We start from the raw sequence: 26,626 nt of genomic DNA, 5'->3' as shown, positions 1-26,626 counted from the left end.
TGCCATGTCCCTCCCCTCTTACGTGCGCCTGGTGGAAGTCGGCCCACGCGACGGTTTGCAGAACGAAGCCCAGCCCATCAGCGTGGCGGACAAAGTCCAGTTGGTAGACGCGTTGAGCGAAGCGGGCTTGAGCTATATCGAAGTCGGCAGTTTTGTCTCGCCAAAATGGGTGCCGCAGATGGCCGGTTCGGCTGAGGTATTCGCGCAGATCCAGCGCAAGCCCGGCGTGACCTACGGTGCACTGGCGCCGAACCTGCGCGGGTTTGAGGATGCGCTGGCGGCCGGGGTCAAGGAAGTTGCGGTGTTTGCCGCGGCGTCCGAGGCTTTTTCCCAGCGCAATATCAACTGCTCCATCAGCGAAAGCCTGGAGCGATTCGCGCCGATCATGGCCGCGGCCAAACAGCACGGCATCAGCGTGCGCGGGTATGTGTCGTGCGTGTTGGGCTGCCCATACGAAGGCGATATCGCCCCGGAGCAAGTGGCCGCGGTCGCCAGTGAGCTGTACGCCATGGGCTGCTATGAAGTGTCCCTGGGTGACACCATCGGCACGGGCACCGCGGGCGCAACTCGGCGCCTGTTCGAAGTGGTCGGGGCGCAAGTGCCAAGGGAGAAGCTGGCCGGGCATTTCCATGACACCTACGGCCAGGCCATCGCCAATATCTATGCCAGCCTGCTGGAAGGCATAAATGTATTCGACAGCTCTATCGCGGGCCTCGGCGGCTGCCCTTACGCCAAGGGCGCCAGCGGTAACGTGGCCACCGAAGACGTGTTGTACCTGCTCAACGGTTTGGGGATCGAAACGGGGATCGACCTGGAACGCTTGATTGGCGCAGGCCGGCAGATCAGCCACGTCCTTGGTCGACCTAGCGGGTCCCGTGTTGCGAAGGTGCGTAACGCCAGTTGAGTAGCACAGCTGTGACAATGTGTTACCGCACACCTGCACAACGGGTAACGCGGGAACATAATTCGTCATGCCTAGGCAAAACTATTTGCCCGAAAAATACTAAATACATGATTTTAAACGAATTTAAAAAGTTGGCACGGCTCCTGCTATCTCTATGGCATAACAAGAATAAAAAGCGCCAAACCTAATAAAAACAAGACGAAACGACTCTGACATAACAAAAACAACACGGCAGAGACGCAGCTAACAGATTTTTTTGGAGAAGATGTGCTTCGCAGGGTACGGCATGCCGCAACCCGCAACCGGATAGAGAAAAATAAAACTACCTCAGGTAGCTACCACTGGTTGGATCGTTTACGAAGAAGCAGGTCAGCGCTCAAAAAAATACGTTTGCTCTTGACCCCGGATGGGGGTCGCCAAAAATAGCGGTACGGGCCACGGCTACCAAAAACAACAACAGGCCGCCCCTCAATAATAAGAAAAGAGCACGCAACGACAAATTAAAGGGGACCTTCGGGTCCCCTTTGTGCTGCTTGCACTTATGTGACTTAGGCGGATGCCACCTTCTTCGTCGAAAATTGGTTAAGCACAGTAACCGTCAAAGCCCGCAGCGCAGCTGTTTCCTTGGCTTGTCGCTGCGCCCTCAGTTGTTTCATTTCCTGGTTATAGAAACCACTGGTCATTGACCCATCGGCCAGAATTTGATCCCGGCTCTTACCCAGCAGGCTGGCAACTCTGTTAACCGCTGTCTCGTACTCTAGCTGCCAAGCCTTCTTTGCATCCTGCTCTACAAGGTCATCCTGTGTGTTCTGCAGATCTACCACCTTTTCCAACGCCTCTTGCTTCTCGGTTACCACCTCAAAATCGGCCATCGTCAGGGTGCTGAGGTCCTGTGGGTATTGGGCGCGAAGTTGGTTTCTCCAAAATTCCATGTCCACAAAAAAATGACTTTTTTCACTGATGTTTTTTTCGCCCTCAAGCACTTGTACATAGGCAGCATCAAGAGTCTCCGGGGCCACACCCGCGATAGGGCGATGGAGCATTTCAAGGGATTTGATCGGCAAATCCAGTCGCTGCGCCAAGCCGGAGCGATAAGCAAAGATGACTTCGGCCTGCTCGGTGAAGGCCGGCCCGCGCGACTCGACGTCACGCTCAGCGATGATATCTACCAACTTCAGGCGAAATAGTCGCTCTGCGGTGCCAATCAAGGTCGCCTCAACTTCATACTCTCCAACCCTCTCAAGCAATTTTTCCACCAGCAGATCAGTTTCCATGTTCATGAACTCCAGCACACTCCCGTCACCACAGGTAACGCGATCATCAGCTGATTTAAACAATACATCGCGAGTGTGTTGGTTCTCATGGACGGCCCCAATCATGTCCCAAACGCGCTCCGCCAGTTGCGGCCGGGTAACCCCGGATTTGTACTCTGCACAACGGGTTGTGTCCGCCACCACGGTAAAAAATGCCGCCGCCTCGGGACTGGAACTGAGCTGGTCCCACATTTCGCCGCGACCGGCCTGCATGGCTGGGGGGGAATCGTGCAGCCACAACCTGCGCGCCTCAGCCAGGGTGACGTGGTCATCGGTAAGGACTACTTGCGACACAGGATTTTCATGCACGTTGATTCGGTCCGGATTCTCAACGGCGTACTCGGGCAGCTGAGTAATCGCGTTTGTGTGCAGATCGATCCGGTTCAGGTTATGCAGGCGTTCGGCGCCTCTGGGGAACGTTGTCGTTCCGGTATTCGCCAGATTCAGCCTGTTCAAGTCACGCATGTTGCTCAGATCGGCGGCCCATCCCAACTGACGGTTATGGGAGAGGTTAAGTACGGTCAAACGCTGCATGCCTTCGAGATGCGCCTGGCTTTGCCTCGTCAACCGAATGTCGTTACTGCTCATATCGAGCCAGGTCAAACCCGCTCCACCGTTGGCAAACTCCGGCAGCTGCGTGAAGTTGCTAGAGCTGATATCCAACCAGCGCAAACCGCCGAATGCGCGCAAGAAGGGCAAGGACGCATCCGAAAGGTACATTCTGGATAAATCCAAACAGTCCACATGGTCCATGTTCGCCGTAATCGCCGGTAACTCACCGGGTTGCTCATCAGCCAAGCGCAGGATGTACGCCATGTGCTCTTGCTCGGCGGCCATGGCCTGTTGCGGCGACCGACGCTGCCATGCATCTTTGATGGCAACGACGACCCGGCCACGCGTCCTGCGTTGCTGGCTATCACCGTCGGCCCGCCAGGCGTCCAAGTCTGTATTGAGTTGCTTGAACTCGTCTTTGAGAAAATCCATTTTTGCCATAAATTCAATATCGTTGACGCCCTCTAGCCCCAGTATCTGATCCACCTGCGCGATGGACATTGACGGATAAAGGTCTAACGCTGCCCTTTCACATGCATAAGGTCGACGACCCGCACCGCCTACCGGGCTCAATGGATAACCAAAGCGTCCATCGGCAAGGCGCATTGGCGGTTTGTAGCGTGGTTTGGCAGGCTGCATGCGCAGCAACGCACGCAGTTCATCGCGAGGCATCAGCGGCATTTGCTCCAGTGCCTGTTTCAGACTCGCGCCGCGATCAGAGGCCGTCAGGTTCATCGCCCTCCAATCCTCAGGCGAAACTGCTGACTGTACAGCCCCATAGATGTCCGCCTGATGGTTCAATACCGCGATTTTTTCGTCCTGTACCTCATAAAGGTTCTTGGGACCGAACTTGATGAAACGACGCTTGACCGCCGCATTCTCTGGCCCCACCGAATCCAGTAGGCGCTCTCCACCCGGCAGCCGTTCGACAACATCAATGCGCAGGTCTGATGGCCAACCAGGAAGTTTATCCAGACTGTGCAGCACCATGCGTTGCGTGTCGTCATTGGCCAGGGTTTTTCGGTATAACCCTTCATACGTTCGCGCCAAACGCACCTGCTGCTGATAATGACGGGCCTCTTCAGCCAAGTTCTGCGGCATACGTTGGCGCTCGGTGAGCGCTTGCATTTCGGAGGAGTTGGCACCGTTCAACAGTTCCTCGACAACCGCCGAGGGTAGAGAAGGGAATAAGCGTTTGATAAACCTTACTGTCGCGCTTTCTCCACCCTCGGCGGCGGCGTAGCGCTGGCTGAAAAGGTCAGATTGATACGCCGCTCTCTGTGAAGCCCTGACAGTGGAAACTTCCTCTGCCACGACATTATCCATTTCAAGTCGCTTCAAGGTATCGGTCAGTAGCGCGGGCAGTGCTGCCTGGTCTGTATGTATCTTACGTAGAGTGTCCACTTCCGTTGCAGTCATTTGCACTATGCGTTCGAGCTTAAGAGGCTCATTGGCAAAACGCTCTGCCATCGGGCCCAACCGCTGCATCAACTGCGGCCCGGTCAATGTCATCGGGTTCTCGTGCTCATGTGCCCACGCCCCGGCGCCCGTACGGCTTACCTTTGGGGTATAAGCCGCCGGGTTGTCCGGATGCAGGATTTTAAAGTCATTGCTGGCACCCATCCGCTCCACCAAGTAATGCGTGTTATTTTTTTCCCGCAGGTATAACCCCCCTTCATGTTCAAACAATCCGTCTTCATTGGCCGTGAGACCATCAGGCATTGTGACCTGGCGCTGATAAGGCCTCAGGTCAGGAGAATACAGACGGATATTGCCATCGGGGCAACGAACGTGGGCCAGGCTTTCAACAAATGCCGTCTTGACCAGCGGAAACAACTTGGCCCCCACCGCCGCCGTAGATACATTAAAGGCAATGGCCGAAACGTGGGCCCATGCCGCTTTTGTGTCCCCTTCGTCCCACGCCGCTATTCCCGATGCGACTTCCCATAACATTTGCGCTGCCCCAATTGCGAGCATCACGGGAGCCAGCTCGGGGAAAATAAAAACTGCAACATTCAATACATTCAAAGCCATGCTGCCCATTTTCACCAACCAGGCATTACGTGCCCGCTGATCCGCCGCATCATTGGAAACGGCCATCGCTTGCGCATTCCTCAGTATTAGATTGGCTTTTTGCCAAGCGTGTTCGCGCCACAACACCGAAAAACGCCCCCCATAAGAAGCGGTGACGCCCCTGAGATCCTTTTTGTCAGAATCATAATCTTCACGTTCAGAAAATTTACCGGAGGGATCAAGATGCCGCTTGAGCTTTGTAAAAAATACACCTTGTTGCTCGTAGGGTATGAACTGACTAAAAAACCTTCGATAACTTACCAGGCACAATCGCTCAACCAAATCAAGTTTGAAGCTTGTCAAACTCGAGTATTCCTTCAACATACAAACAGGATCTCCTGGAATGAACACCACACAAGGCTCATTCATGAACACCAGGCTGCGATGAGCAACTTGCACATTGACATTACCTATAACAACAATTTGCGCCAGGGGCTGCCCAAGCAACTTAAGTCCCGAATAAGTGAGTGTTTTCTCTCGCCACTTTAATTCCTGATGGTTATCCGCTGTTTTCCGCATCACCTGGTAGGTGTCTTCTTGAATATCCCCGCACCCAAGCGCTACCTCGGCGGCGAACAGGAACTGATACCTGGCCGAATTCAACATGCGATTACGCATGGTCTTGGTGGCGGTGCCCGCTGCAAAGTTGGGTGTGTCTTCGGGACAGATAAACGACTCGACATGCCTCAAGTATTGCGTACCCAAATCCAATTCTCGGCACAGGCTGGCAAACAAATGAGGTTGTATCGAGACTCTACCGCCGAGCGTTTGTGTATGATTGAACGTATAAGAGGGCGATTGTCGATGAAAATCATACTGAGTGATAAGCCTGGCGTTCTGATCGGCCACCTCAAGGGTATCTTCTATCGCAAAGTTCTTTAATGCCGCCTCAAGCAGACTAACACCTTCGTAATAGCAATAACATGATGCCTCTCGCCCAAAGACTTTAGAGCGATCAGCCGGCATCAACTTTTCAGTGGCAAAAAATAGCTGCCTTACATTGTGACGCCCACCGAATTTTTCTTTCATGGCCGCCACTAAAAGTGGTTCGGCAAAATCCACAACCCCTTTAAGCCCATTAAAACTGTGATCCAGTCTATTCAGCGAATTAAAGCTGCGGATGTAAGCATCACTCAGCTTCAACTTTTTCCCCGACGACAAGTTTTTATACCATTCGGGCATCGCGAACTGCGTTTCAGAAAACTCCTTTTTGCGCTTAAGGTCGGCGGCGCCGTACCAGGACGGCAACCGGTCCTGTATCACCCGTGCATGAACGCTCTGCACCGCCGTTGATTGACTGCTGCCAGGTTGATCAAGCTCACTCATTTACCAAACTCCATTTGAAGGAACAAACGATCAATGTGCGATCGTTCGCGCTTCAAACGGTGGTATTCAGCTAGCCCGCGCTACAAAGCGCCCCACGGCTCATTCTCGGGCAGACGCCAACTCCTCAATGCTGATCTCGCGCATGCGAAATTTCTGGATCTTGCCCGTCACCGTCATCGGAAACTCGTCCACAAACTTGAAGTACCTGGGCGTCTTGAAGTGGGCGATGCGGTCCTTGCACCAGCTCGACAGTTCCAGCTCGTTGGCCACATGGCCGGGATGAAACTTGATCCAGGCGACGATTTCTTCACCGTAACGCTCATCCGGAATACCGATGATCTGCACATCGGCCACTGCCGGGTGGGTGAAGAAAAACTCTTCCAGCTCACGCGGGTACACGTTCTCGCCCCCGCGAATAATCATGTCCTTGTTACGCCCGGCAATGCAGACGTAGCCGTGCTCGTCCATGGTTGCCAGGTCGCCGGTGTGCATCCAGCCGGCCTCATCGATTGCCTCGCGGGTGCCGTCGGGGTTGTTCCAGTAACCGAGCATCACGCTGTAGCCGCGCGTACATAGTTCACCGATCACGCCGCGCACCACGGTGTTGCCGGCATCATCGACAATCTTGGTCTCCAGTTGCGGTTGGGTGCGGCCCACCGTGGTGACGCGCCGTTCTATATCGTCATCCGCCCCGGTTTGCAGCGACACGGGGCTGGTTTCGGTCATGCCGTAGGCAATTTGCACTTCGCGCATGTGCAGTTCGTTGATGACCCGGCGCATGACTTCGATCGGGCATGTCGCCCCGGCCATGATACCGGTGCGCAGGCTGGCCAAGTCGAACCCGGCCCGGCCTGGGTGATCAAGCATGGCGATAAACATGGTCGGCACGCCATACAGGCCGGTGGCTCGTTCTTCGGCGGCGGCAGTCAATGTCAGCAGCGGGTCGAAACCGTCATTGGGATAGATCATGGTGGTGCCGTGGGTGATGCAACCGAGGTTACCCATCACCATGCCGAAGCAGTGATACAGCGGCACCGGGATGACCAGGCAGTCCTGCGCGGTCAAGCCCAGGCTTTCGCCGACCATGTAACCGTTATTGAGGATATTGTGGTGACTGAGGGTGGCACCCTTGGGGAAACCGGTGGTGCCGGAGGTGTATTGGATATTCACGGGTTGGTCGAAGTGCAGGCTAGTCTGCCGGCTTTGCAGTTGCTCGGGGCTAACTCCGGCGCCCAGGGCCGACAGTTGCGACCAAGGCATGAATTCAGGCGGCGGGCTGGGATCGAGACTGATGAGGCCGCGCAGCTCAGGCTTCAATGCCTGGAGCATGGCGTGGTAATCGGAGCTCTTGAACGAACCGGCGCACACCAGCCATTGGCAGCCGGATTGCTTGAGTACGTAATCCAGCTCACTGCTGCGATAGGCCGGGTTGATATTGACGAGGATCACACCGAGCTTAGCGCTTGCCACTTGGCAGATCAGCCATTCGGCGCAATTGGGCGCCCAGATACCCAGGCGGTCACCGATCTGCATACCCAAGGCGAGGAACGCCCGTGCATGCAGATCAACCGTCTCGGCCAGTTGCCGCCAGGTGTAGCGCCGCTGCTGATGGCGAACCACCAAGGCTTCGCCACCGGGATACTGCGCGACGGTTTGATCGAATGCCTGGCCTATGGTCATGGCCAGCAAGCGCTTGTCCTGAGAGCCACGGCTGTAGCTCTGATTCGGTTGATCCATAACGACCCCTTGTTGTCTTTTTTGTAGGTTGACGTAAACGTAAACTACGATTGACAGCACCGCAACGCAAGCTTACGTTAACGTAAAGGTGAGCGCCCTCCTCCTGCGCCCAACCCACACAACAACAAAGCTGACATTAAGGTGCCTGCCCATGAGTTACCCGTCCCTGAACTTCGCCCTCGGCGAAACCATCGACATGCTGCGCGACCAGGTGCAGTCCTTTGTGGCCAAGGAAGTCGCACCGCGTGCGGCGCAGATCGACATCGATAACCTGTTCCCCGCCGACCTGTGGCGCAAGTTCGGGGACATGGGCCTGCTGGGCATCACCGTGCCGGAAGAATACGGCGGCGCCGGCCTGGGTTACCTGGCCCATGTAGTGAGCATGGAAGAAATCAGCCGCGGCTCGGCCTCGGTGGCGCTGTCATACGGTGCGCACTCCAACCTGTGCGTCAACCAGATCAATCGCAACGGCAACCACGAACAGAAACTCAAGTACCTGCCCAAGCTGATCAGCGGCGAGCACATCGGCGCCCTGGCCATGAGCGAGCCGAATGCCGGCTCCGATGTGGTCTCGATGAAACTGCGCGCCGACAAACGCGGCGACCACTACGTACTCAACGGCAGCAAGACCTGGATCACCAACGGCCCCGACGCCAATACCTATGTGATCTACGCCAAGACCGACCTGGAAAAAGGCCCCCACGGCATCACAGCCTTCATCGTCGAGCGCGACTGGAAAGGCTTCAGTCGCAGCAACAAGTTCGACAAGCTGGGCATGCGCGGCTCCAATACCTGCGAGCTGTTTTTTGATGACGTGCAAGTACCGGAGGAAAACATCCTCGGCGTGCTCAATGGCGGCGTGAAAGTACTGATGAGCGGCCTGGATTACGAGCGCGTGGTGCTCTCCGGCGGCCCTACCGGGATCATGCAGGCGTGCATGGATTTGATCGTGCCCTACATCCACGACCGCAAGCAGTTCGGCCAGAGCATTGGCGAATTCCAGCTGATCCAGGGCAAGGTTGCCGACATGTACACCCAGCTCAACGCCAGCCGCGCCTACCTCTACGCCGTGGCCCAAGCCTGCGAGCGCGGCGAGACTACGCGCAAGGATGCCGCCGGTGTGATCCTGTACAGCGCCGAGCGCGCCACGCAGATGGCTCTGGATGCGATCCAGATCCTGGGCGGCAACGGCTATATCAACGAATTCCCCGCCGGGCGCCTGTTGCGTGACGCCAAGCTGTATGAAATCGGCGCTGGCACTAGTGAGATTCGGCGGATGTTGATCGGTCGCGAACTGTTCAACGAAACCCGCTGAAGGAGCGCGTCATGGCCACCCTGCATACCCAACTCAACCCGCGCTCGGCGGAATTTGCCGCCAATAGCGCGGCGATGCTTGCACAGGTCGACGCCCTGCATACCCTGCTTGCCCACGTGCAACAGGGTGGCGGTGCCAAGGCCCAGGAACGCCACACCTCGCGCGGCAAGCTGCTGCCCCGGGAGCGCATCAATCGCTTGCTCGACCCGGGTTCGCCGTTTCTTGAACTCAGCCAACTGGCGGCTCATCAGGTGTATGGCGAAGACGTACCGGCGGCTGGCGTGATTGCCGGAATCGGCCGTGTGGAAGGCGTGGAGTGCATGATCGTCGCCAACGATGCCACGGTCAAAGGCGGTTCCTACTACCCACTGACAGTGAAAAAGCACCTGCGCGCCCAAACCATCGCCGAGCAGAATCGTCTGCCGTGCATCTACCTGGTGGATTCCGGCGGCGCCAACCTGCCACGCCAGGACGAGGTATTCCCCGACCGCGAACACTTCGGGCGGATCTTCTTCAACCAGGCCAACATGAGCGCCCAGGGCATCCCGCAGATCGCCGTGGTGATGGGTTCATGTACCGCCGGCGGCGCCTATGTGCCGGCGATGGCCGATGAAGCAATCATGGTGCGCCAGCAAGCCACCATTTTCCTTGCGGGCCCGCCGCTGGTGAAGGCGGCCACCGGTGAGGTGGTCAGCGCCGAAGACCTCGGCGGCGCCGATGTGCACTGCAAGATCTCCGGCGTGGCCGACCACTACGCCGACAGCGACGAACACGCCCTGGCGCTGGCCCGGCGCAGCGTGGCCAACCTCAATTGGCGCAAACAAGGTGAGTTGCTGCAGCGCCCGCCCGTGGCACCGCTGTACAGCAGCGAAGAGCTGTACGGCGTGATTCCGGCGGATGCCAAGCAGCCGTTCGATGTGCGCGAAGTCATCGCGCGGTTGGTGGACGCTTCGGTGTTCGACGAGTTCAAGGCGTTGTTCGGGACAACGTTGGTCTGCGGCTTTGCGCACTTGCATGGCTACCCGATTGCGATCCTGGCCAACAACGGCATCCTGTTCGCCGAGGCCGCGCAGAAAGGCGCGCACTTTATCGAACTGGCCTGCCAGCGTGGGATCCCCCTGCTGTTCCTGCAAAACATCACAGGCTTTATGGTCGGCCAGAAATACGAAGCCGGCGGCATCGCCAAACATGGTGCCAAGCTGGTCACGGCGGTGGCGTGCGCCAGGGTGCCGAAGTTCACCGTGATCATCGGTGGCAGTTTTGGCGCCGGTAACTATGGGATGTGCGGCCGCGCCTATGACCCGCGCTTCTTGTGGATGTGGCCCAACGCACGCATTGGCGTGATGGGCGCCGAACAGGCCGCCGGGGTGCTGGTACAAGTCAAGCGCGAGCAGGCTGAGCGCGCAGGCAGCGGTTTTAGTGCGCAGGAGGAAGCCGCCATCAAGCAGCCGATCCTCGACCAGTATGAAACCCAGGGCCATCCCTACTACTCCAGCGCGCGCTTGTGGGATGACGGTGTCATCGACCCGCTGCAGACCCGCGACGTACTGGCCCTGGCCTTGTCCGCCGCACTGAACGCCCGCATCGAGCCGAGCCGCTTCGGCGTGTTCCGCATGTAAATGGAGCTGCACCCCATGAACGATTTCAACACCCTCGAACTGATCACCGACAGCCGTGGCTTTGCCACGCTGTGGCTCAGTCGTGAAGCCAAGAACAACGCGTTCAATGCCGAAATGATCCGCGAACTGATCATCGCCCTGGACCGGGTGCAAGCCGACCCGTCCCTGCGATTTCTGATACTGCGCGGGCGCGGCAAGCATTTCAGTGCCGGCGCCGACCTGGCCTGGATGCAGCAGTCGGCAGAGCTGGACTACCACACCAACCTGGACGACGCTCGCGAACTGGCGGAGCTGATGTACAACCTGTCCAAGCTGAAAATCCCCACGCTGGCCGTGGTGCAAGGTGCGGCCTATGGTGGCGCGCTGGGGTTGATCAGTTGCTGCGACATGGCCATCGGCGCCGATGACGCGCAATTCTGCCTGTCGGAAGTGCGCATCGGCCTGGCGCCCGCAGTGATCAGCCCATTCGTGGTGCAGGCCATCGGCCAACGCGCGGCCCGCCGCTATGCTCTGACGGCTGAGCGATTTGGCGGCCAGCGGGCGCAGGAGATCGGCTTGCTGGCAGAGAGTTATCCGGCCGAGAGCCTGGATCACCAGGTGGACCAGTGGGTGGCCAACCTGCTGCAAAACAGTCCGGCGGCGATGCGCGCCAGTAAGGATTTACTGCGTGAAGTGGGCAACGGTGCCCTCACCCCGGCGCTGCGACGTTATTGCGAAAACGCCATCGCGCGCATTCGCGTAAGCGCCGAAGGCCAGGAAGGGTTGCGGGCCTTCCTGCAAAAACGTGCGCCGAGCTGGCAAGCCCAGGAGCCGCGCTCATGAGCACACTGACCACCGTACTGGTAGCCAACCGTGGCGAGATTGCCTGCCGTGTCATGCGCACAGCCAAGGCCATGGGGCTGACGACCGTGGCCGTGCACAGCGCCATCGACCGTGATGCGCGCCATAGCCGCGAGGCGGATATTCGTGTCGACCTGGAAGGCAGCAAAGCCACCGACAGTTACTTGCAAATCGACAAACTGATTGCCGCCGCCCACGCCAGTGGCGCCCAGGCGATTCACCCCGGCTACGGCTTCCTCTCGGAAAACGCTGGCTTTGCCCGGGCCATCGAGGCGGCAGGCTTGATCTTCCTCGGCCCGCCCGCTGCCGCCATCGACGCCATGGGCAGCAAATCGGCGGCCAAGGCATTGATGGAAACCGCCGGTGTGCCCCTGGTGCCGGGCTATCACGGCGAGGCCCAGGACCTGGAGACCTTCCGCGCCGCCTGTGAGCGTATTGGCTACCCGGTATTGCTTAAGGCTACGGCCGGTGGCGGCGGCAAGGGCATGAAGGTGGTCGAGGATGTCAGCCAATTGGCCGATGCCCTGGCCTCCGCCCAGCGCGAGGCGCTGTCGTCCTTCGGCAATGGGCAGATGCTGGTGGAGAAGTACCTGCTCAAGCCGCGCCATGTCGAGATTCAAGTGTTTGCCGACCAGCATGGCCATTGCCTGTACCTCAATGAGCGCGACTGCTCGATCCAGCGGCGCCATCAAAAGGTTGTCGAAGAAGCGCCGGCGCCAGGGCTCAGCGTTGAGCAACGCAAGGCCATGGGCGAAGCGGCCGTGCGGGCGGCCCAGGCCATCGGCTACGTCGGTGCCGGTACGGTGGAGTTTCTGCTGGATGCCCGTGGCGAGTTTTTCTTTATGGAGATGAACACGCGACTGCAGGTGGAGCATCCGGTCACCGAAGCGATTACCGGTCTGGACCTGGTGGCGTGGCAGATCCTGGTCGCCCAGGGCGAGGCGCTGCCGATCACACAGGAGCAGGTACCCTTGATCGGTCATGCGATTGAAGTGCGGCTGTATGCCGAAGATCCGGCCAACGAGTTCCTGCCGGCCACCGGTCACCTGGCGCTGTACCGCGAATCCAGCCCAGGCCCGGGCCGTCGGGTAGACAGCGGTGTCGAGCAAGGGGACAGCGTGTCGCCCTTCTACGACCCGATGCTCGGCAAACTGATTGCCTGGGGTGAAGACCGCGAACAGGCACGCCTGCGACTTTTAAGTATGCTCGATGAGTTCGCGGTGGGTGGGCTCAAGACCAACCTGGGTTTTCTGCGGCGCATCATCGGCCATCCCGCGTTCGCGGCGGCCGAATTGGACACCGGGTTTATCCCGCGTTATCAGGATGAACTGTTACCGGCGCCCGGTGCGTTGAGCGATGCATTCTGGCAGGCAGCAGGTTCGGCGTTTATGCAGAGCCTGCCGGTAGGTGATGGGCCTTGGGCCAATAACCAGGGCTTTCGTGCGGGCCTGCCCGCCGAAGTGTCGCTGCATCTGAGCTGCAACGGGCAGGATCGGCTGGTGACATTGGCCGGGCACACGTCGCAGTTGTGCGGCGAGCAGCTGCTGATCGAACACCAGGGTGTACGCCGTGCCCATCTGGCGGTCCGCAACGAAGGCAGCCTGTACCTGCGCTGGAATGGCGAGATGCATGCCGTCAGGCTGTTCGACCCGATTGCGGCGGTCGAGGCCGGCCAATCTCATCAGGGCGGTCTCAGCGCACCGATGAACGGCAGCATCGTTCGCGTGCTGGTAGAGGTAGGCCAAACCGTTGAGGCTGGCACACAGCTGGTGGTACTCGAAGCCATGAAGATGGAGCACAGCATCCGTGCGCCCCATGCCGGGGTGGTCAAGGCGCTGTTCTGCCAGGAAGGTGAAATGGTTGCCGAAGGCAGCGCGCTGGTGGAGCTTGAAACCACCGCCTAGAACTTCGCGGTGGCTTGCACCACGACGCCAAGGATGTGGCAGTCGTCGGTGAGCAGCGCCTTGGGGTACGTCGGATTGAGCGGCACCAGATAGCGCTGGCCGCTCTCTTCCTGCAATTGGCGAAAAGTGGCCTGGGAACTGCCAGACCATTGGGCGACAACCAGTTTGCCGGGTACAGGATCGATGGCCGGGTCCACCAGGATCATCGTCCCGGCACCGATGCTCATGCCCGTGGGCGCGGTCATGGCGTCGCCCATTACAGGCAGCCAGAACGCCTCGCCACGCGCGTGGTAATCGGTCAATTCGTAGCGGCCAGGCCCATAGAGTGCACGTTCTTCGCGCAGCTCGCACGCCTGCTGCCAGTCGCTGACCGGATAGCGAAAATACGGGTTGTAGTGCTGTTGCAACGCAGGCTCTTGCGCGGCCCGTTCGCGAATCTCCAGCGCCACCTCCAGGTAGCCCAGCCCGAGCTCGGCCAGCACCCGGTTCATGTCCGCAAGGCTCGGCACTCGGCGCTTGTTGAGCCAATGGCCGACGCCGCCCTGGGACATACCCAGGCGCTCTGCCAGTTGCTCCTGCGTGACCTTGCGGTCTTTCATGTTGGCTTTGACCAACGCTATCCAGTTATCCATGGCGCCTGACAATACGGTGCGTATTTTTCGGGGCAATAAACAGTTTGTAGTAATCCATAAAACGACATAAATACGATACGTACTATCATCAAGCCTAAGGATTTCGACACCCACCGGAGTACTGCCGCTTATGACGAATAGCCCGCTTTCATTGCCCGAAATACCCGAACAGGTTGAATTACAGAACATGTGCCACAGCGGCGCGGCCCAGCGCGCGCTGGACTATTACTTGAAAGAAGATATGTCGGCACCAGCCGTGGAGGGTGCCCTGTTCGCGATCAAGCCGGGCGTCAGCCAAGAGGAAGCCCTGGTTCACGCGTCTGACCTGCTGCGCAGTGCTGCGGCAACCGCCTACGAATCAGCGTGCAGCCATCAAGGCAATCAGCGCGACCTGGCGTTTTCCGTGGTGTATTTGATCGATATGGCGAAGGCGATGGTGGAGCGCTCGTTGCAAGCGCCGCGGGCCCAGGCAAATGCGTAACAGACGCGAAAGAAAAATATTTCTACCCAAGGGATAAAAACATTTGACTTGCAAATGATAATGATTATTATTGGACCAAGCTGATCGCGAGATCAGTCGATAGACCAAGGGACCTTAGGTCGGACTCTTGGAATATCTCCTCATCAGGCTAATCACGGTTTTTGACCCGGCTCTTTGGCCGGGTCTTTTTTTTGCCAGTTTCCCTGGCATGGCTTCAGGCTAATGAAGACTGTGTGTTGCTCGATGGCGCGCATGGTAGCAAAAGACCATCGTCGAAAGAAAGCCACACGACAGCTCTAGCCCGGATCTTTGCGAAATAGCGCTTGAGAATCAATCTCATAGCCCCTAAGCTGCCGCGGCGTCAGGGATGACGCCCCCTCCCCGTGCAACAATTTTGCATCCAGGTTTTACCTGACCTCTGTGTAATATAGCCGCCACATCACTCATATTCAGGCAACCAGACTATGACCGTGGCCTTGACCTCCATCAAGATCAGCACCGACTTCGACAGCGGCAATATCCAGGTCCTGGATGCCAGCGATGCCTATCAGTTGTTACTGGCAATCAAACCCGACACCCGCAGCAAACATTTTCAATGGTTCCACTTCAAGGCCGAAGGCATGCATGTGGGGCACACCCACACTTTTCGATTGAGCAACGCCGGTGGCTCATCCTATAAACACGCCTGGAGCGGCTACAATGCCGTGGCATCCTATGACCATATCAACTGGTTCCGGGTGCCAACGCGCTTTGATGGCGAGATCCTGCATATCACGCTCCAGACCCGCGAAAAGCACGTATGGTTCGCCTACTTCGAACCCTACAGCCGTGAACGTCACGACTGGCTGATCGAACAAGCCCTGAAGTACGCCGGCGTCAAGCTGCTGGCCACCGGCAAGAGTGTCGAGGGCCGCGATATACAACTGTTGCGCCGTGGCAAAGGGGCTGAAGGTCGCCGTAAGGTGTGGATCATTGCCCAACAGCACCCCGGCGAACACATGGCCGAATGGTTTATGGAGGGCGTGATTGAACGCCTGCAAAAGGACGGTGACGCGGAGTTGAAAAAACTCTTGAAAGTGGCCGACCTGTACCTGGTGCCCAACATGAACCCCGATGGCGCTTTTCACGGTCACCTGCGTACCAACGCCATGGGCCAGGATCTGAACCGCGCCTGGCAGAGCGCCAATCAGGAAACCAGCCCGGAAGTACTGTTTGTGCAGCAGCAAATGGAAAAGTACGGCGTGGACCTGTTCCTCGATATCCATGGCGACGAAGAAATCCCCTACATCTTCACCGCCGGCTGCGAAGGCAATCCAGGCTACACCCCACGCATCGAAGCCCTGGAAAAACACTTTCGCAACCACCTGAGCCATCTGACCCGGGACTTCCAAACCACCTACGGCTACACCCGCGACCTGCCGGGCGAAGCTAACATGACCCTGGCCTGCAACGCAGTCGGTGAAAAGTACGACTGCCTGTCCCTGACCCTGGAGATGCCCTTCAAGGACAACGACGATGCGCCCAACCCGCGTACCGGCTGGTCGGGCGATCGATCGAAACAGCTGGGCAAGGACGTATTGAGCAGCGTCGCCGATATCGTCGGGCTTTTGCGTTAACCCTTGTGGCAAGCTTTTTGTGGCGAGCGAGCTTGCTCGCCACAGAAGCGATCAATCCCGGGTGCCGGTCATGCTCTGCAATACCCCATCGCGGCGGATCAACCCGTGGAACAGCGCCGCCGCCAAGTGCACCAGCACTGTCAGGAACAACAGGTAGGCAAGGTAGCCGTGAGCCTTGCGCAACAGCGCAAACAACGGCGCATTCGCCCCTACCAGGGCTGGCAGTTGCACAGAACTGCTGAGCATCACCGGGTCACCGGCGGCCGAAATCATCGCCCAGCCCAGCAGCGGCAACACCAGCATCAACGCATACAGCAGCACATGGGAAGCCTTGGCCGCCAGCACTTGCCACATCGGCAAATCGGCTGGCAACGGCGGTTGCCGGGTGGCAAAGCGCACGGCCAAACGCACGAGCACCAGGGCCAGGATCGCAATACCCAGCGGTTTGTGCAGGTGGATCAGCCATTCATGGCGTTCCGACACCGACGCCGCCAATCCCGCACCAATAAACAGCATGGCAATGATCATCAGCGCCATCAGCCAGTGCAACAGACGCGCCAGCGGTGCAAAAAAACGCGGTTGAGCATTCATGGCTTCGACTCCTGAGGGATGCTGTGCAACGGGCTGACTTCACCCGCACGGCGCAGATACGAACTGGCATACGCGGCGGAGCGTGCGGCCAGCAACGGGTCGTTGGAGGCCTCGATACCGCTGGGCAAAATCAGCGGGTCAAAGTTGATATCACGGCAATCACCGTCTGCCTGCGGCTGGCTGCTTTGCAGTACCAGAGTGCCGGCGTTGAGCTGCGTATGCGGGCCGGTCCAGGTCTTGCTCGCGTCATCCAAGGGGTCGCCGGGGTTGGCCAGGGTCATGTTCAACTGCCAACGCAAAGGCCCGGCGGCCAGGCGCTGCACCAAATCCTGTTCCAGGAAGTCACTGCCCGACGGCGCAGCATCACCCGCCGCGTCCTGGCTTTGCGGCACCACGCTCCACCGCACGGCCTGACGCTTGCCACCTTCGCCCACCAGGTAAAACGCATTGATGCCGTTGTAGGTTTGCGTCGCATAACTGGCCGATGGCTTGGCAGTCTTGACCCAGGCCAGGAACGGCGCCGTCTCCGGGTGTGCGGCAAAAAACGCCGGCATGTTCGCAGGGTTCGGCTTGCCGGTGGCCGGGTCTGGCGCACCCGCCTTGAGCAGTTGGTAGAACGCCTCGGGCGTGCCCACCGGAAACACCGGCATACTGTTCATTCCCGTTCGCCACTGCTGGCCGTTTGCCTGGCTGAATTGCACGGCAAAACTGCGAATCGGCACACTGCTGTCCGGTGCATAGGGATTGCCGCTGGGCAAAGCAAACCGGCCAATCACCGGGGTCTTGGCCTCGCTGAACACCTGGGCGCTGGAGTAAGCACGCGCCTCTGTGCTCGCCTCGAAGTAACCCGCCACACACACACCTTTGGCATGATTGCGGCGAAAGCCCGGGTGTACGCCGTTATTGGTTTCCAGGGCATTGACCAAGGTCTTTGGCCGCAGACGCTGTGGGTCGAGGGTGCCGTTGACGTAGGCAAATGCAACCACCAACACTGCCACCACGCCCCCTATACACGCCAGCCTTACGAGCAGACTTGTAGTACCAAGAGGCGGACGCGGCGGTAAAGAGTGATCAACCATAGAAGCTCCAGGGCCCGAGGCCGCAGGGGGAAAGTGTTATGAGACGAATCCCACGTAGGCTTATTCCCCCTTCACTGTAGTTTCTTTGTAGTCAACACGTGGCCAGATCGAGTGCCGGCTAGGGCTGATTAAACAAGGCCTGCCGCTTGTGAAGAAATGCCTGCATTCCTTCTTGCTGATCAGGCGTGGCAAACAGTCCATGAAACAACCTTCGCTCCTGACGCACACCTTCGTGCAACCCGACCTCCAGAGAATGCTCCACCGCCTGCCGCGCTGCACGGGTGGCCGTTCGCGAGAAGGAGGCAATTTGTGCCGCCACCGCCATCACCTCGTCCAGCAAGTTCGCAGCCGGGTAAACCCGCGACACCAACCCCGCCTGCTCTGCTTCCGTGGCGGTCATTGACCGGCCAGTCAACACCAGGTCCATGGTCTTGGCCTTGCCGATCAGCCCGGTCAACCGCTGGGTCGCGCCCATGCCCGGGATGACGCCTAGCTTAATTTCCGGCTGTGCAAAGGTGGCGGTATCAGCAGCGAAAATCATGTCGCACATCATCGCCAGCTCACAGCCTCCGCCAAACGCATAGCCCGCCACTGCGGCAATCGTCGGGGTGCGCAAACGGGTGAAGCCCTCCCAACCGACGAAGTAGTCTTCGTTGAGCACGTCCAGATAGGACTTGCCGCTCATCTCTTTGATATCGGCCCCTGCCGCGAAGAACTCTGCGGTGCCGGTAATGACAAAACACCCAATCCGAGGGTCTCGATCCATTGCTTCCAGATGACTGATCAACTCAGTCATCAGCGCCGAACTCAGCGCATTCTTGACTTCAGGACGGTTGAGCTTGACCAGGACCACTCGGTCATGACGTTCCACAAACACGTTCATAGGCATCTCCACTGATTGATGTTGTTCACACTTGGGGCTGTCTCAGGAATCCCAGATCGCGCCATGGGCGGGTATTCCCCGAGCTTCCAACTCTTGCACCAGACGCTGGGTCACCGTTTGGTTGGCAATACAGATCACGGCTTCTGCACCAAAGGCTTGCACTGCGCCGTAAGCCAACTTCACCAGGTCTGGCTTGCCGCGCTCATCGGTGTCCCAGATCAATGCGCAAGGCTGGGCGCGCAGAATTTCCTCCACCAGTTCATCGCCATAGGTCGTCCTCGGGCTACGGGCAGACCAGATCAACTGAATCGGTACCTGAGCCGCCAGCAGATGCGGCATGACAGGCCCGATGCCGCTGCCAGTGGCGATGTACACCACCGACTTGAACAGGGTTTCTACATTGGCAACACCCGCTGTGGTGATGCCCTTAACCCACACATGTCGCGGCAAGTCCTCGATAAATCGCCCGGTCCAATCCCCTGCGCGGGAAATTATCAGGCGGAAACCCGCCTCGTGTGGCGTGGGAATATTGGCAAAGGAATGCCACTCCAGCAGTGGGTTGCGGCTGATTGCGGTGGATGAACCGGCGAACGGTGTGGTGTGGCTCAAACGCGTAATCACCGCATGCCCGGAAGGCCGTGCGTGTTCAACAGCCACCTTGCGCAGCCGCAGCCAGGGCAGCAGGACGCTCAGGGTCAGCACTGCCAGCATCCAAAACGTAACGCTGTGCAGCAGGCTCGACGTGGTCAGTAACGTTTGCCACCAGAACAACAGCAACGCACTCCAACCGCCAAACCGATGAACGCGTTCAAACCCATTGTGGAACCGGCCTCGAATACGTGGTTGAGCCATGACCACTATGAGCAGCAATAAGCCGAGCAGCATAACGCTGACCCATAACCCGGCCACCGAAACACTGTCAGGTTGTTGCAGGTAACGCGTAACCTGCACGCCAACCAGGGCGGCAAACCACCCAGTGGCCGCAAAGGCTGCGCCACTGTGCAGCCCACCGAAGTGGTACACCTTGGCCGCGCTACGCCGCACCTGTAAGGGCCATGTAGGCGGTATTCGCGTTGCCAGCCAGAACAGCCCATTGATCACGTATTGCTGGCGAACGAGAATGGCAACCGACAGGTTGATCAGCACCATGTCCGACAGCGTCTGAACCGGGATGGCGTGCAGGTCCACAGCCAACAGCAAAAACACCAGGTTGCCCATCAGCGCGGCGGCTGCCAGGCGGTTGTAACAGGAAAACATCGGCAGTGACGTCCAGCGACGCCAAAGCGCCGGCTTGGGCGGTACAACGGTACGGATCAGCGTATCAATCATGGCCGGGCTCCCCGGTCGCGAACGCCAGCACCGCCAACTGATTCTCCCGGGCCGTTTGCAGTAACAATGCCTTATCGATCTTGCCCCTCGCTGTCAGTGGAAAATGCTCCACTGCGTAGATGGACTGAGGCACGCAGTAATAGGCCAGGCGCTGTTGGCACGCGGTTTGGCAAGCCTCGATGTCAGTGCTGGCAGGCGAAACAAAGGCCACCAACGTGCGGCTGTCCAGCTTCAAAGTGACGGCGCGCATGCATCCAGCGCCGGCCTCCAGAGCCGCCGACACCGCATCCAGTTCCACGCGAAAGCCGCGGACTTTCACTTGGTCATCCACGCGCCCTAAGTGTTCGAGCTGGCCGTCTCCCACCCAGCGCCCCAAATCTCGTGTGCGGAACATCATGGCGTCGCCACCGAGAAAGGGATCCGGACGGTATCGCTGCTGGGTCAATGCCGTATTGTTCAGGTAGCCTGCTGTCACACCCGCACCACCGGCCCACATCTCACCCGTTTCACCCAAGGCACAGGCACGCCCCTGCTCATCGAGCACATAGACAGTGTTATTGGGTGTTGGCCGGCCAATAGTCAGTGGCGTGCCTGGTACATGCCGGTGCAGCGTGTTGACGATGGTCGTCTCGGTAGGACCGCAGCCGTTGTAGAACGTACAGTGCTCGGCCCACCGATCCGCCAGAGCCTGGGAGCAGGCTTCTCCAGCCACCGCAACGACGTTGAGGTGGGGACACCGTCGAGGCTCAAGGGTGGCCAGTATCGAAGGCGTTGCGATCAACACATTGCACTGTGCGGCCGTCTGCGCGATGTCTTTGCCGCGAATCAGCAAGGTCGCACCATGAGCCAGGCAACCGAGTATTTCCCAAGCCGCCATGTCAAAGCCGATATTGAGAATCTGCCCTACGGTACGACCCGGTGCCATACCCATCCGCCCAGGTTCAGTGAGCAGAATGTTGCATACGTTACGGTGGCTGACACACACGCCGTTAGGGCGCCCTGTGGTTCCAGATGTAAACAGTACAAAGCACAGATCATCCGGGCCAGCACCGACACGCACGCAATCATTGTCTTCAGCCAGCCATGGCGTTTGAGCAATGAACGTATCCAAATTGAGGCAGCGGTGGGACGCGTCTGCCGGAATGCGCTCCACCAGGCTCGATAAGGTCAGAATCACCGGGCTGGTCAATGATTCGAGGACCATGCCCAATTGCAGGGTGGGTACGATTCTGGCGTCCTGAGGGACATACGCGGCGCCAATCTTTAACACCGCCAGGAGCCCGACCAGCATGGGAATCGAGCGTTCGACGAACAATCCCACCGTGTCCCCACGCTTAACACCCTGCCCAAGCAGATGCTCAGCCAATCGATTGGCTTGTCGGTTGAGTTGTTCATAGCTGATACGTTGGCCCGCGCATACCGCAGCGGTCGCCTGGGGGGCCAGCCTCGCTTGCGCTTCGAAGGCGTGGTGCACGTTGGCGTAGGTGGCTCGGGTTGAGAGGCCACAACCCCATCGCTCAAATAAAACCCGCTGCGCGGCAGGCAAATGAGCCAGCGAGATGCAGGAAAAAAACTGTTTATCACTCGGCAAACACGTCATAAGCACCCTCTCACTATTCAACTGCCGGCTGAATGCCGACAGATGCAAGGGTGGATAGAGGGCTGCGCACGAGATTACAGACTCTCAAGGTATACAGACGCTTCCCACGTATTAGCCGGGAAGTTTCTTTGCGCAAAGCGTGGAATAACCTACAGGGACCAACGTCTACTTCAACACACGTGAGTAGACTCATCCCCATGCATGAACTCGACGAACAGTTACACGAACTCATCCCCAGGTTGCGGCGTTTTGCCGTGTCGCTGACGCGCAACAGCAGCAGTGCCGATGACCTGGTGCAGGCGACCCTGGAGCGGGCGATCATCGCCTGGGCTGATAAGCGTGTCGAAGGCGACCTGCGCGCCTGGCTGTTCGCGATCCTCTATCGGCAGTTCCTCGACGCCCATCGCCGCAGCCGACGCTATGCACGTATGCTCGAATTCTTCACCGGGCGCGATGATGCGCAACCGTCGGTGGAGCGCACAGTGATGGCCCAATCCACCCTGCAAGCCTTCGACCAACTCAGCACCGAACAACGCGCGCTTTTGCTGTGGGTGTCCGTGGAGGGTTTGAGCTACAAGGAAGTCGCCGAGATCCTTCAGGTACCCATCGGCACCGTGATGTCGCGCCTGTCCCGTGCGCGCCAAGCGTTGCGTCAGCTCAGCGATGGCGAAATTACCGGCCCTGCCCTGCGGAGACTCAAATGATCAGCCTGCCCCCCAGCGAACGCGATTTGCATGCCTACGTCGATCACCAACTGCCGGACAGTGACCGCCGCGTGCTTGAAACCTGGCTGGCCAACCACCCCGAAGCGGCCGCCCAGGTCCACGCCTGGCAACAGGACGCGCAATTATTGCGGGCATCCTTGAGCGGTACCCTGCAGCAGCCGAGTAATCCGGCACTGGACCCGGCGTTGATCCGTCAGCGTATCAAGCGTCAGTCCCGCCGCCACTTCGCCAGCGCGGCGGTGTTGCTGATTGCCGTGAGCCTTGGCGGGCTTGGCGGCTGGCACGCCCGCGAAGCCACCCAACCCCAGCCGCTGCCGATGACCGATGCCATGCAGGCTTACCGTCTGTTTGCCCAGGACGGCGTCATGCCCGCCGACTACAACGACGACGGCAGCGGCACTATGCAAGCCTGGCTCGACCGCTATTTCGATCAAGCCCATCGCCTGCCCGACCTGAGCCAGGCAGGCTTCAAGCCGGTCAGCGGGCGCCTGCTCACTACCGATCAGGGTGCAGCCGCCATGGTGCTGTACCAAGACCCCCAAGGCCGACGCATCAGCTTTTATATCCGCCCGCCGGGACCGAACAACGGCTTCCTGCCTCGTGGCAGCCGCAGCGCCGATGGTTTGCAGGCCGAGTACTGGTCGGGCGGCGGCTATAACTACGCAATGGTCAGCCCGGCAGACCAGCCCACCCCGGCGCTGATGAAGTTCTAGAAACCCACGTCCAGCACCACGTTGTCCAGGTAGGTGCCGCCGGGGGGTGTGGGCTGGTCGGTGTAGATGCGAGCGTTGTAGTTAAATACCTGGCTGCCTGTGCCCAACCCATTGCCGGGGTTGACCTCCGCTGTGGAACTGGCCCGCCGCGCCGCGCCGACGCTGCCCCAACGCGTGGTGCCGGCGCTTTTGAAGAGGTCATAGGCCAGGTAGTTGCTGCCGGAAACCATGCGTCGGCGCCCGCCGACACTGATCGGGTTCTGGCCGTCGCTCAAGCCCACGGTGTAGGCACTGCCCTTGGTGCAGGCGATATTGATGGTCTGGCCGGTCACTGCGGTAAACCCACTGACCACCGGCGCGCTGCCAAAGCTGATATCCGGCGCGGTGATCTGGCAGTCATTGGTTACGGTCATGCTGACGGTCAGGCTTGCCGTGCCGCTGCCCGTGTCACGCCCCAGGCAAATGCCGCCAACGCCGATTCCCGAGCAATAATTCCACACCCAGGCGATGTTCAATGTCTCGGTGTACAGCCCCGCTGCGATATTGCTGCCGGTAATGCTGCTCAGGTACAACGGCACGGTTTTCGCCCCGGGCCCGGCGATCAGTCCAATGCTCTGGGCAATGCCGCCCGCGCCCCCAAAATCGAATTGAGTGCCGCGGGTGATGGGATAACTGGTGCTGTTGTTGCCATAAATCGTGTAGCCAATCACATCACCGGTCGGCCCGACCATGCCGGCGGTGGACGAGGTGATCGTGGCGTAGAAGTGGTCGGTGGACACCAGCAGCGAAATCAACGCCTGGGTGCAACTCAATCCGGAGTTGGTGGTAGAGCTGGTTTGCGCGGCAGTGCGCACCGTCATCGAGCTGATCGAACCGAAACTGGCCGGCACCGTGGAAACCACCGAACACACCGCCATAACCTGCCCGGAAAATAACAGCCCTGCCCCATACATCCATGCCTTGCCCCTCACCCGCAGTCTCCTTGCTCAAGCACTCACTGGCACACCAACGGCCCGATCAGGGGCACGTCCTGTTGCTGCTCATCGATAGCGAATGTCGCCTGGCAGGTGCGCCCCTCACTGAGGGTGACCTGCAAAGTATTGTGGGCGCTGAGGTTTTCCAGATAGACCAGCCCATCCCACCCCACCACCGCCTGGGTGTTGCTTTGCTCGTGCACCACCAGGCTGCCCAGCGGTAGCTCCTGATGCTGGCGATCCACCAGGGTGATACTGGCGGCGAGCACCCGGCGCAGCGGGAACTCCAACAGATAGCCGCTGCCCCGGCGTACCGACACGCGCTGCTCCACATTGGGGCTCTGCACGTTCGCCGGCAGGTTCAACGGGTCAATTTCATATTTGCCGCGGTAATACGCGCTGCTCCATGGCACCAGCAAATGACCGTTGCGGTCGGTCTGGCCCACCAGCTGGTTTTCGTAGCGAACTGGAATCCCGGCGAACCCCTGGGTACTCACCACCACAAACGCGTCATTGATACGGTTGGCAGCAAAGGTTTCGCCGCCCATCCACACCAGCGAGCCGCTGGCATCCGCCCAGCGCGTTTGGGCGTCACTGCTGCCGTACACGCCGGCCTGCAACTGCACTGACTGCAAGCGCCAGGTCAGGTCGGCCTGCCGATAGCTTGGCGCATCGCCCTGGGCATAGCCGAGGTTGTAGCCCACGCCGCCTTCGCTGGGCACCGCGCGGCTGTAGTTGATGCGCTGGCGACTGGCGCCGTTCTTGCTGCGCTCGGTGCTCAAGGCCAGGCTGCCGTTGAGGTCGAACGGGATCACCAGTTGCGCCTGCATGGCCCAGTTGCTGTCGCCGATTTCGCGGTTGGCCGACAGGTAGAAGCTGGTGTTGCGCCACAGCGGTTTGCTCCAGCTGAGGTTGAGCAGGCGCGTACGCGAATCGTCTGCCGCCTGCACGTCGAAATACCCCAGGCCCAGGCTGCCGAAACGTTGAAGGTTGAGGCTCAGCGTCACCTGCTCGCTGCGCTTGCTGAGGCTGGCGTAAGGGGTGTCGACCAGGGTCAGGTCGGCGTAGTCATCGCGCCGTTCAACGCGCTGGTACATCAGGCTGTAGCGCGTGCTGTTGTACTGGTAGCCAAGGCTGAGTTGCTGGCCGCTGCGGCTGTCGAACTGGCTCTGGCTGAGGGCGGTATTGAGCACGCCGAAGTTGCCCAGGCGCAGGTTGGCGCCAAGCCCGCCGAGGGTCAGGTCGCTGGATGCTTCGGCATGGCTTTCCAGGGTCAGGCTGTCGCAATAGCCATAGCGAAAGGTGCCACTGGTTATGCCCGGCCCGTAACCGAAATCGCGCAGGGTGTAGTCACGGCGCAAGGTACCGGCAGCCACGGAAAAATCCGTCAAGCCTTGTTGCAGCAAGGTGCTGGTGACGTAGAACGGCACCGTGGTCGACACCTGGCGCCCGAGGGCGTCGGTGGTCACCACGACAGCCTCCCCGGCGCCGTTGATAAATGGCACGTTGGTCAGGGTATAAGGCCCGGGTTGCAGCTGCGCGGTGTCGGATTTATAGCCGTTGATAAACAGGTCCACCGACGAGGGCACCGCCGCCTCACCGGCGAACTGCGGCAAAGGGTAAGTGACCAGGTCCGGGCGCACGGCAAAGTCCCGGGACACTTGCACCCCGCCCAGACGCACCGAGCTGCTCCAGGGCAGCGAACCGCTGATCACGTCGCCCGCCTCGTAGGTGAGCAGGCGCTCATCATCGGAAAATCGCCAGGTGGTGTCGTAGCGCCGGTAACCGTTGCCGAGGGTACTGTCGGTGATGCCATCAGCCAGGGTCTGGCGCACCTGCCCGGTGTTGGACAAGGTGCCCCAGGTGTCGAACAGCCGCACTTCGTTCCAGGCGGCGAGGTAGCTGCCGCCGTCATCGGTGTCGTTGAAATACACGTCATAGTTGAGCAAGGCGCCGAAGCTGCTCATGGCCTGGGTGCGCGGATAGGTATTGCGATTGCCGATAAACTGCGCCTGCAACCAGGATGGCGGTACATCCAGCAATAGGCGCTGGCCATTGCTGTCGTAGTCGCTGTGCAGCCCAGGCACCTGGTCCAGGGCCACGCTGCCGACAGGCTCGCCGGGCAATTTCATACCCACGTCCTGCAACGCGCTGGCGGGCACAAACAGCTGGCCGGCGCGCTGGTCGACCGCAATGACGCGGCCGGTGTCCATCTGGTTGACCACCAGTTCCAGAAACAGCTGTGCATCGGCGACTGCCTCCATGCTGCCCGGCGGCGGCGGCAAGTCGCCTGCCATCGCAGCGCCCCACAACCCGCTTGCCACTGCCACCGATGGCCATAAACCCCGAGCCCAACCACGACTCACCATGGCGTTGTGTCCTTCAATGGACATCTCCATCCTGTTAAAACCCGGGCGTAT

The 26,626-nt window shown here is 59.4% G+C and carries 19 protein-coding genes; 9 read left to right on the top strand and 10 right to left on the bottom strand.

Translation table 11 applies throughout. From position 1 onward, the window contains the following. Positions 1-4: 4 nt before the first annotated feature. The gene (locus JH25_RS02335) at positions 5-904 is read left to right on the top strand and encodes a hydroxymethylglutaryl-CoA lyase (RefSeq protein ID WP_032880569.1); all 900 of its coding nucleotides are present in this window, start codon (positions 5-7) and stop codon (positions 902-904) included. Positions 905-1,452: 548 nt separating this feature from the next. On the opposite strand, the gene JH25_RS02340 is transcribed toward JH25_RS02335, so the two are convergent. Beyond that, positions 1,453-6,168 (bottom strand): NEL-type E3 ubiquitin ligase domain-containing protein, encoded by a 4,716-nt coding sequence (locus tag JH25_RS02340; protein WP_236648077.1) that lies wholly within the window; start codon positions 6,166-6,168, stop codon positions 1,453-1,455. 99 nt (positions 6,169-6,267) lie between these two features. Further along, the gene (locus JH25_RS02345; RefSeq protein WP_032880567.1) at positions 6,268-7,905 is read right to left on the bottom strand and encodes an AMP-binding protein; all 1,638 of its coding nucleotides are present in this window, start codon (positions 7,903-7,905) and stop codon (positions 6,268-6,270) included. A 151-nt stretch (positions 7,906-8,056) separates the two neighbouring features. Between JH25_RS02345 and JH25_RS02350 the strand changes: the two genes are divergently transcribed. Genes JH25_RS02350 through JH25_RS02365 form a run of 4 tightly spaced genes read left to right on the top strand, consistent with a single transcriptional unit; the run spans position 8,057 to position 13,583 of the window. Further along, a complete protein-coding gene (locus tag JH25_RS02350) occupies positions 8,057-9,220 on the top strand; it encodes an isovaleryl-CoA dehydrogenase (RefSeq protein WP_005789212.1) in 1,164 nt (387 codons plus the stop codon). An 11-nt stretch (positions 9,221-9,231) separates the two neighbouring features. Further along, the gene (locus JH25_RS02355) at positions 9,232-10,839 is read left to right on the top strand and encodes a carboxyl transferase domain-containing protein (RefSeq protein ID WP_032880566.1); all 1,608 of its coding nucleotides are present in this window, start codon (positions 9,232-9,234) and stop codon (positions 10,837-10,839) included. Between the two features lie 15 nt (positions 10,840-10,854). Continuing rightward, positions 10,855-11,661 (top strand): gamma-carboxygeranoyl-CoA hydratase, encoded by an 807-nt coding sequence (locus tag JH25_RS02360; RefSeq protein WP_032880565.1) that lies wholly within the window; start codon positions 10,855-10,857, stop codon positions 11,659-11,661. Next, positions 11,658-13,583: an acetyl/propionyl/methylcrotonyl-CoA carboxylase subunit alpha gene (locus JH25_RS02365; protein WP_032880564.1), complete on the top strand. Its 1,926-nt coding sequence runs from the start codon at positions 11,658-11,660 to the stop codon at positions 13,581-13,583. The genes JH25_RS02360 and JH25_RS02365 overlap by 4 nt, the downstream gene beginning before the upstream one ends. Here JH25_RS02365 and JH25_RS02370 read toward each other — a convergent pair. Then, positions 13,580-14,215, bottom strand: coding sequence for a LexA family protein (locus JH25_RS02370; protein WP_032880563.1), 636 nt, complete (start codon positions 14,213-14,215; stop codon positions 13,580-13,582). The genes JH25_RS02365 and JH25_RS02370 overlap by 4 nt on opposite strands. Positions 14,216-14,345: 130 nt before the next feature. Here JH25_RS02370 and JH25_RS02375 point away from each other — a divergent pair, with 130 nt between their 5' ends. Continuing rightward, complete coding sequence (locus tag JH25_RS02375; RefSeq protein ID WP_177327416.1) at positions 14,346-14,696, top strand: DUF6124 family protein; 351 nt, start codon at positions 14,346-14,348, stop codon at positions 14,694-14,696. Positions 14,697-15,160: 464 nt separating this feature from the next. Beyond that, positions 15,161-16,312, top strand: coding sequence for a M14 family metallopeptidase (locus JH25_RS02380; RefSeq protein WP_005789223.1), 1,152 nt, complete (start codon positions 15,161-15,163; stop codon positions 16,310-16,312). A gap of 51 nt (positions 16,313-16,363) precedes the next feature. Here JH25_RS02380 and JH25_RS02385 read toward each other — a convergent pair whose 3' ends face one another. From JH25_RS02385 to JH25_RS02405, 5 genes are all read right to left on the bottom strand, one after another. Further along, entirely contained in the window at positions 16,364-16,903 is a 540-nt protein-coding gene (locus JH25_RS02385) for a cytochrome b (RefSeq protein ID WP_032880561.1), read from the bottom strand. After that, a complete protein-coding gene (locus JH25_RS02390) occupies positions 16,900-17,982 on the bottom strand; it encodes a catalase family peroxidase (RefSeq protein ID WP_032880560.1) in 1,083 nt (360 codons plus the stop codon). The genes JH25_RS02385 and JH25_RS02390 overlap by 4 nt, the downstream gene beginning before the upstream one ends. Positions 17,983-18,100: 118 nt before the next feature. Then, entirely contained in the window at positions 18,101-18,865 is a 765-nt protein-coding gene (locus tag JH25_RS02395) for an enoyl-CoA hydratase-related protein (protein ID WP_032880559.1), read from the bottom strand. Positions 18,866-18,907: 42 nt separating this feature from the next. Continuing rightward, the gene (locus JH25_RS02400) at positions 18,908-20,194 is read right to left on the bottom strand and encodes a membrane protein (RefSeq protein ID WP_032880558.1); all 1,287 of its coding nucleotides are present in this window, start codon (positions 20,192-20,194) and stop codon (positions 18,908-18,910) included. Next, positions 20,187-21,794, bottom strand: coding sequence for an amino acid adenylation domain-containing protein (locus tag JH25_RS02405; protein ID WP_032880557.1), 1,608 nt, complete (start codon positions 21,792-21,794; stop codon positions 20,187-20,189). Before JH25_RS02405 ends, JH25_RS02400 begins: the two co-directional genes overlap by 8 nt. 197 nt (positions 21,795-21,991) lie before the next feature. Here JH25_RS02405 and JH25_RS02410 point away from each other — a divergent pair, with 197 nt between their 5' ends. Beyond that, positions 21,992-22,498 carry a sigma-70 family RNA polymerase sigma factor gene (locus tag JH25_RS02410; protein ID WP_032880556.1) on the top strand — a complete coding sequence of 169 codons (507 nt, stop codon included), beginning with the start codon at positions 21,992-21,994 and terminating at the stop codon, positions 22,496-22,498. After that, positions 22,495-23,232: an anti-sigma factor family protein gene (locus JH25_RS02415; protein WP_032880555.1), complete on the top strand. Its 738-nt coding sequence runs from the start codon at positions 22,495-22,497 to the stop codon at positions 23,230-23,232. The genes JH25_RS02410 and JH25_RS02415 overlap by 4 nt, the downstream gene beginning before the upstream one ends. Here the strand turns inward: JH25_RS02415 and JH25_RS02420 are convergent. After that, positions 23,229-24,185, bottom strand: a complete 957-nt coding sequence (locus JH25_RS02420) for a Csu type fimbrial protein (RefSeq protein ID WP_177327438.1) — start codon at positions 24,183-24,185, stop codon at positions 23,229-23,231. The genes JH25_RS02415 and JH25_RS02420 overlap by 4 nt on opposite strands. A gap of 41 nt (positions 24,186-24,226) precedes the next feature. Continuing rightward, on the bottom strand, positions 24,227-26,575 hold the full coding sequence (locus JH25_RS02425; RefSeq protein ID WP_050549440.1) for a fimbria/pilus outer membrane usher protein: 2,349 nt from the start codon (positions 26,573-26,575) through the stop codon (positions 24,227-24,229). Positions 26,576-26,626: the final 51 nt, after the last annotated feature.

This window comes from Pseudomonas sp. BRG-100, assembly GCF_000737955.1.
Lineage (GTDB): Bacteria > Pseudomonadota > Gammaproteobacteria > Pseudomonadales > Pseudomonadaceae > Aquipseudomonas > Aquipseudomonas synxantha_A.
The sequence above is the reverse complement of the archived record's forward strand: the minus strand, read 5'-3'. Positions and strand labels throughout refer to the sequence as shown.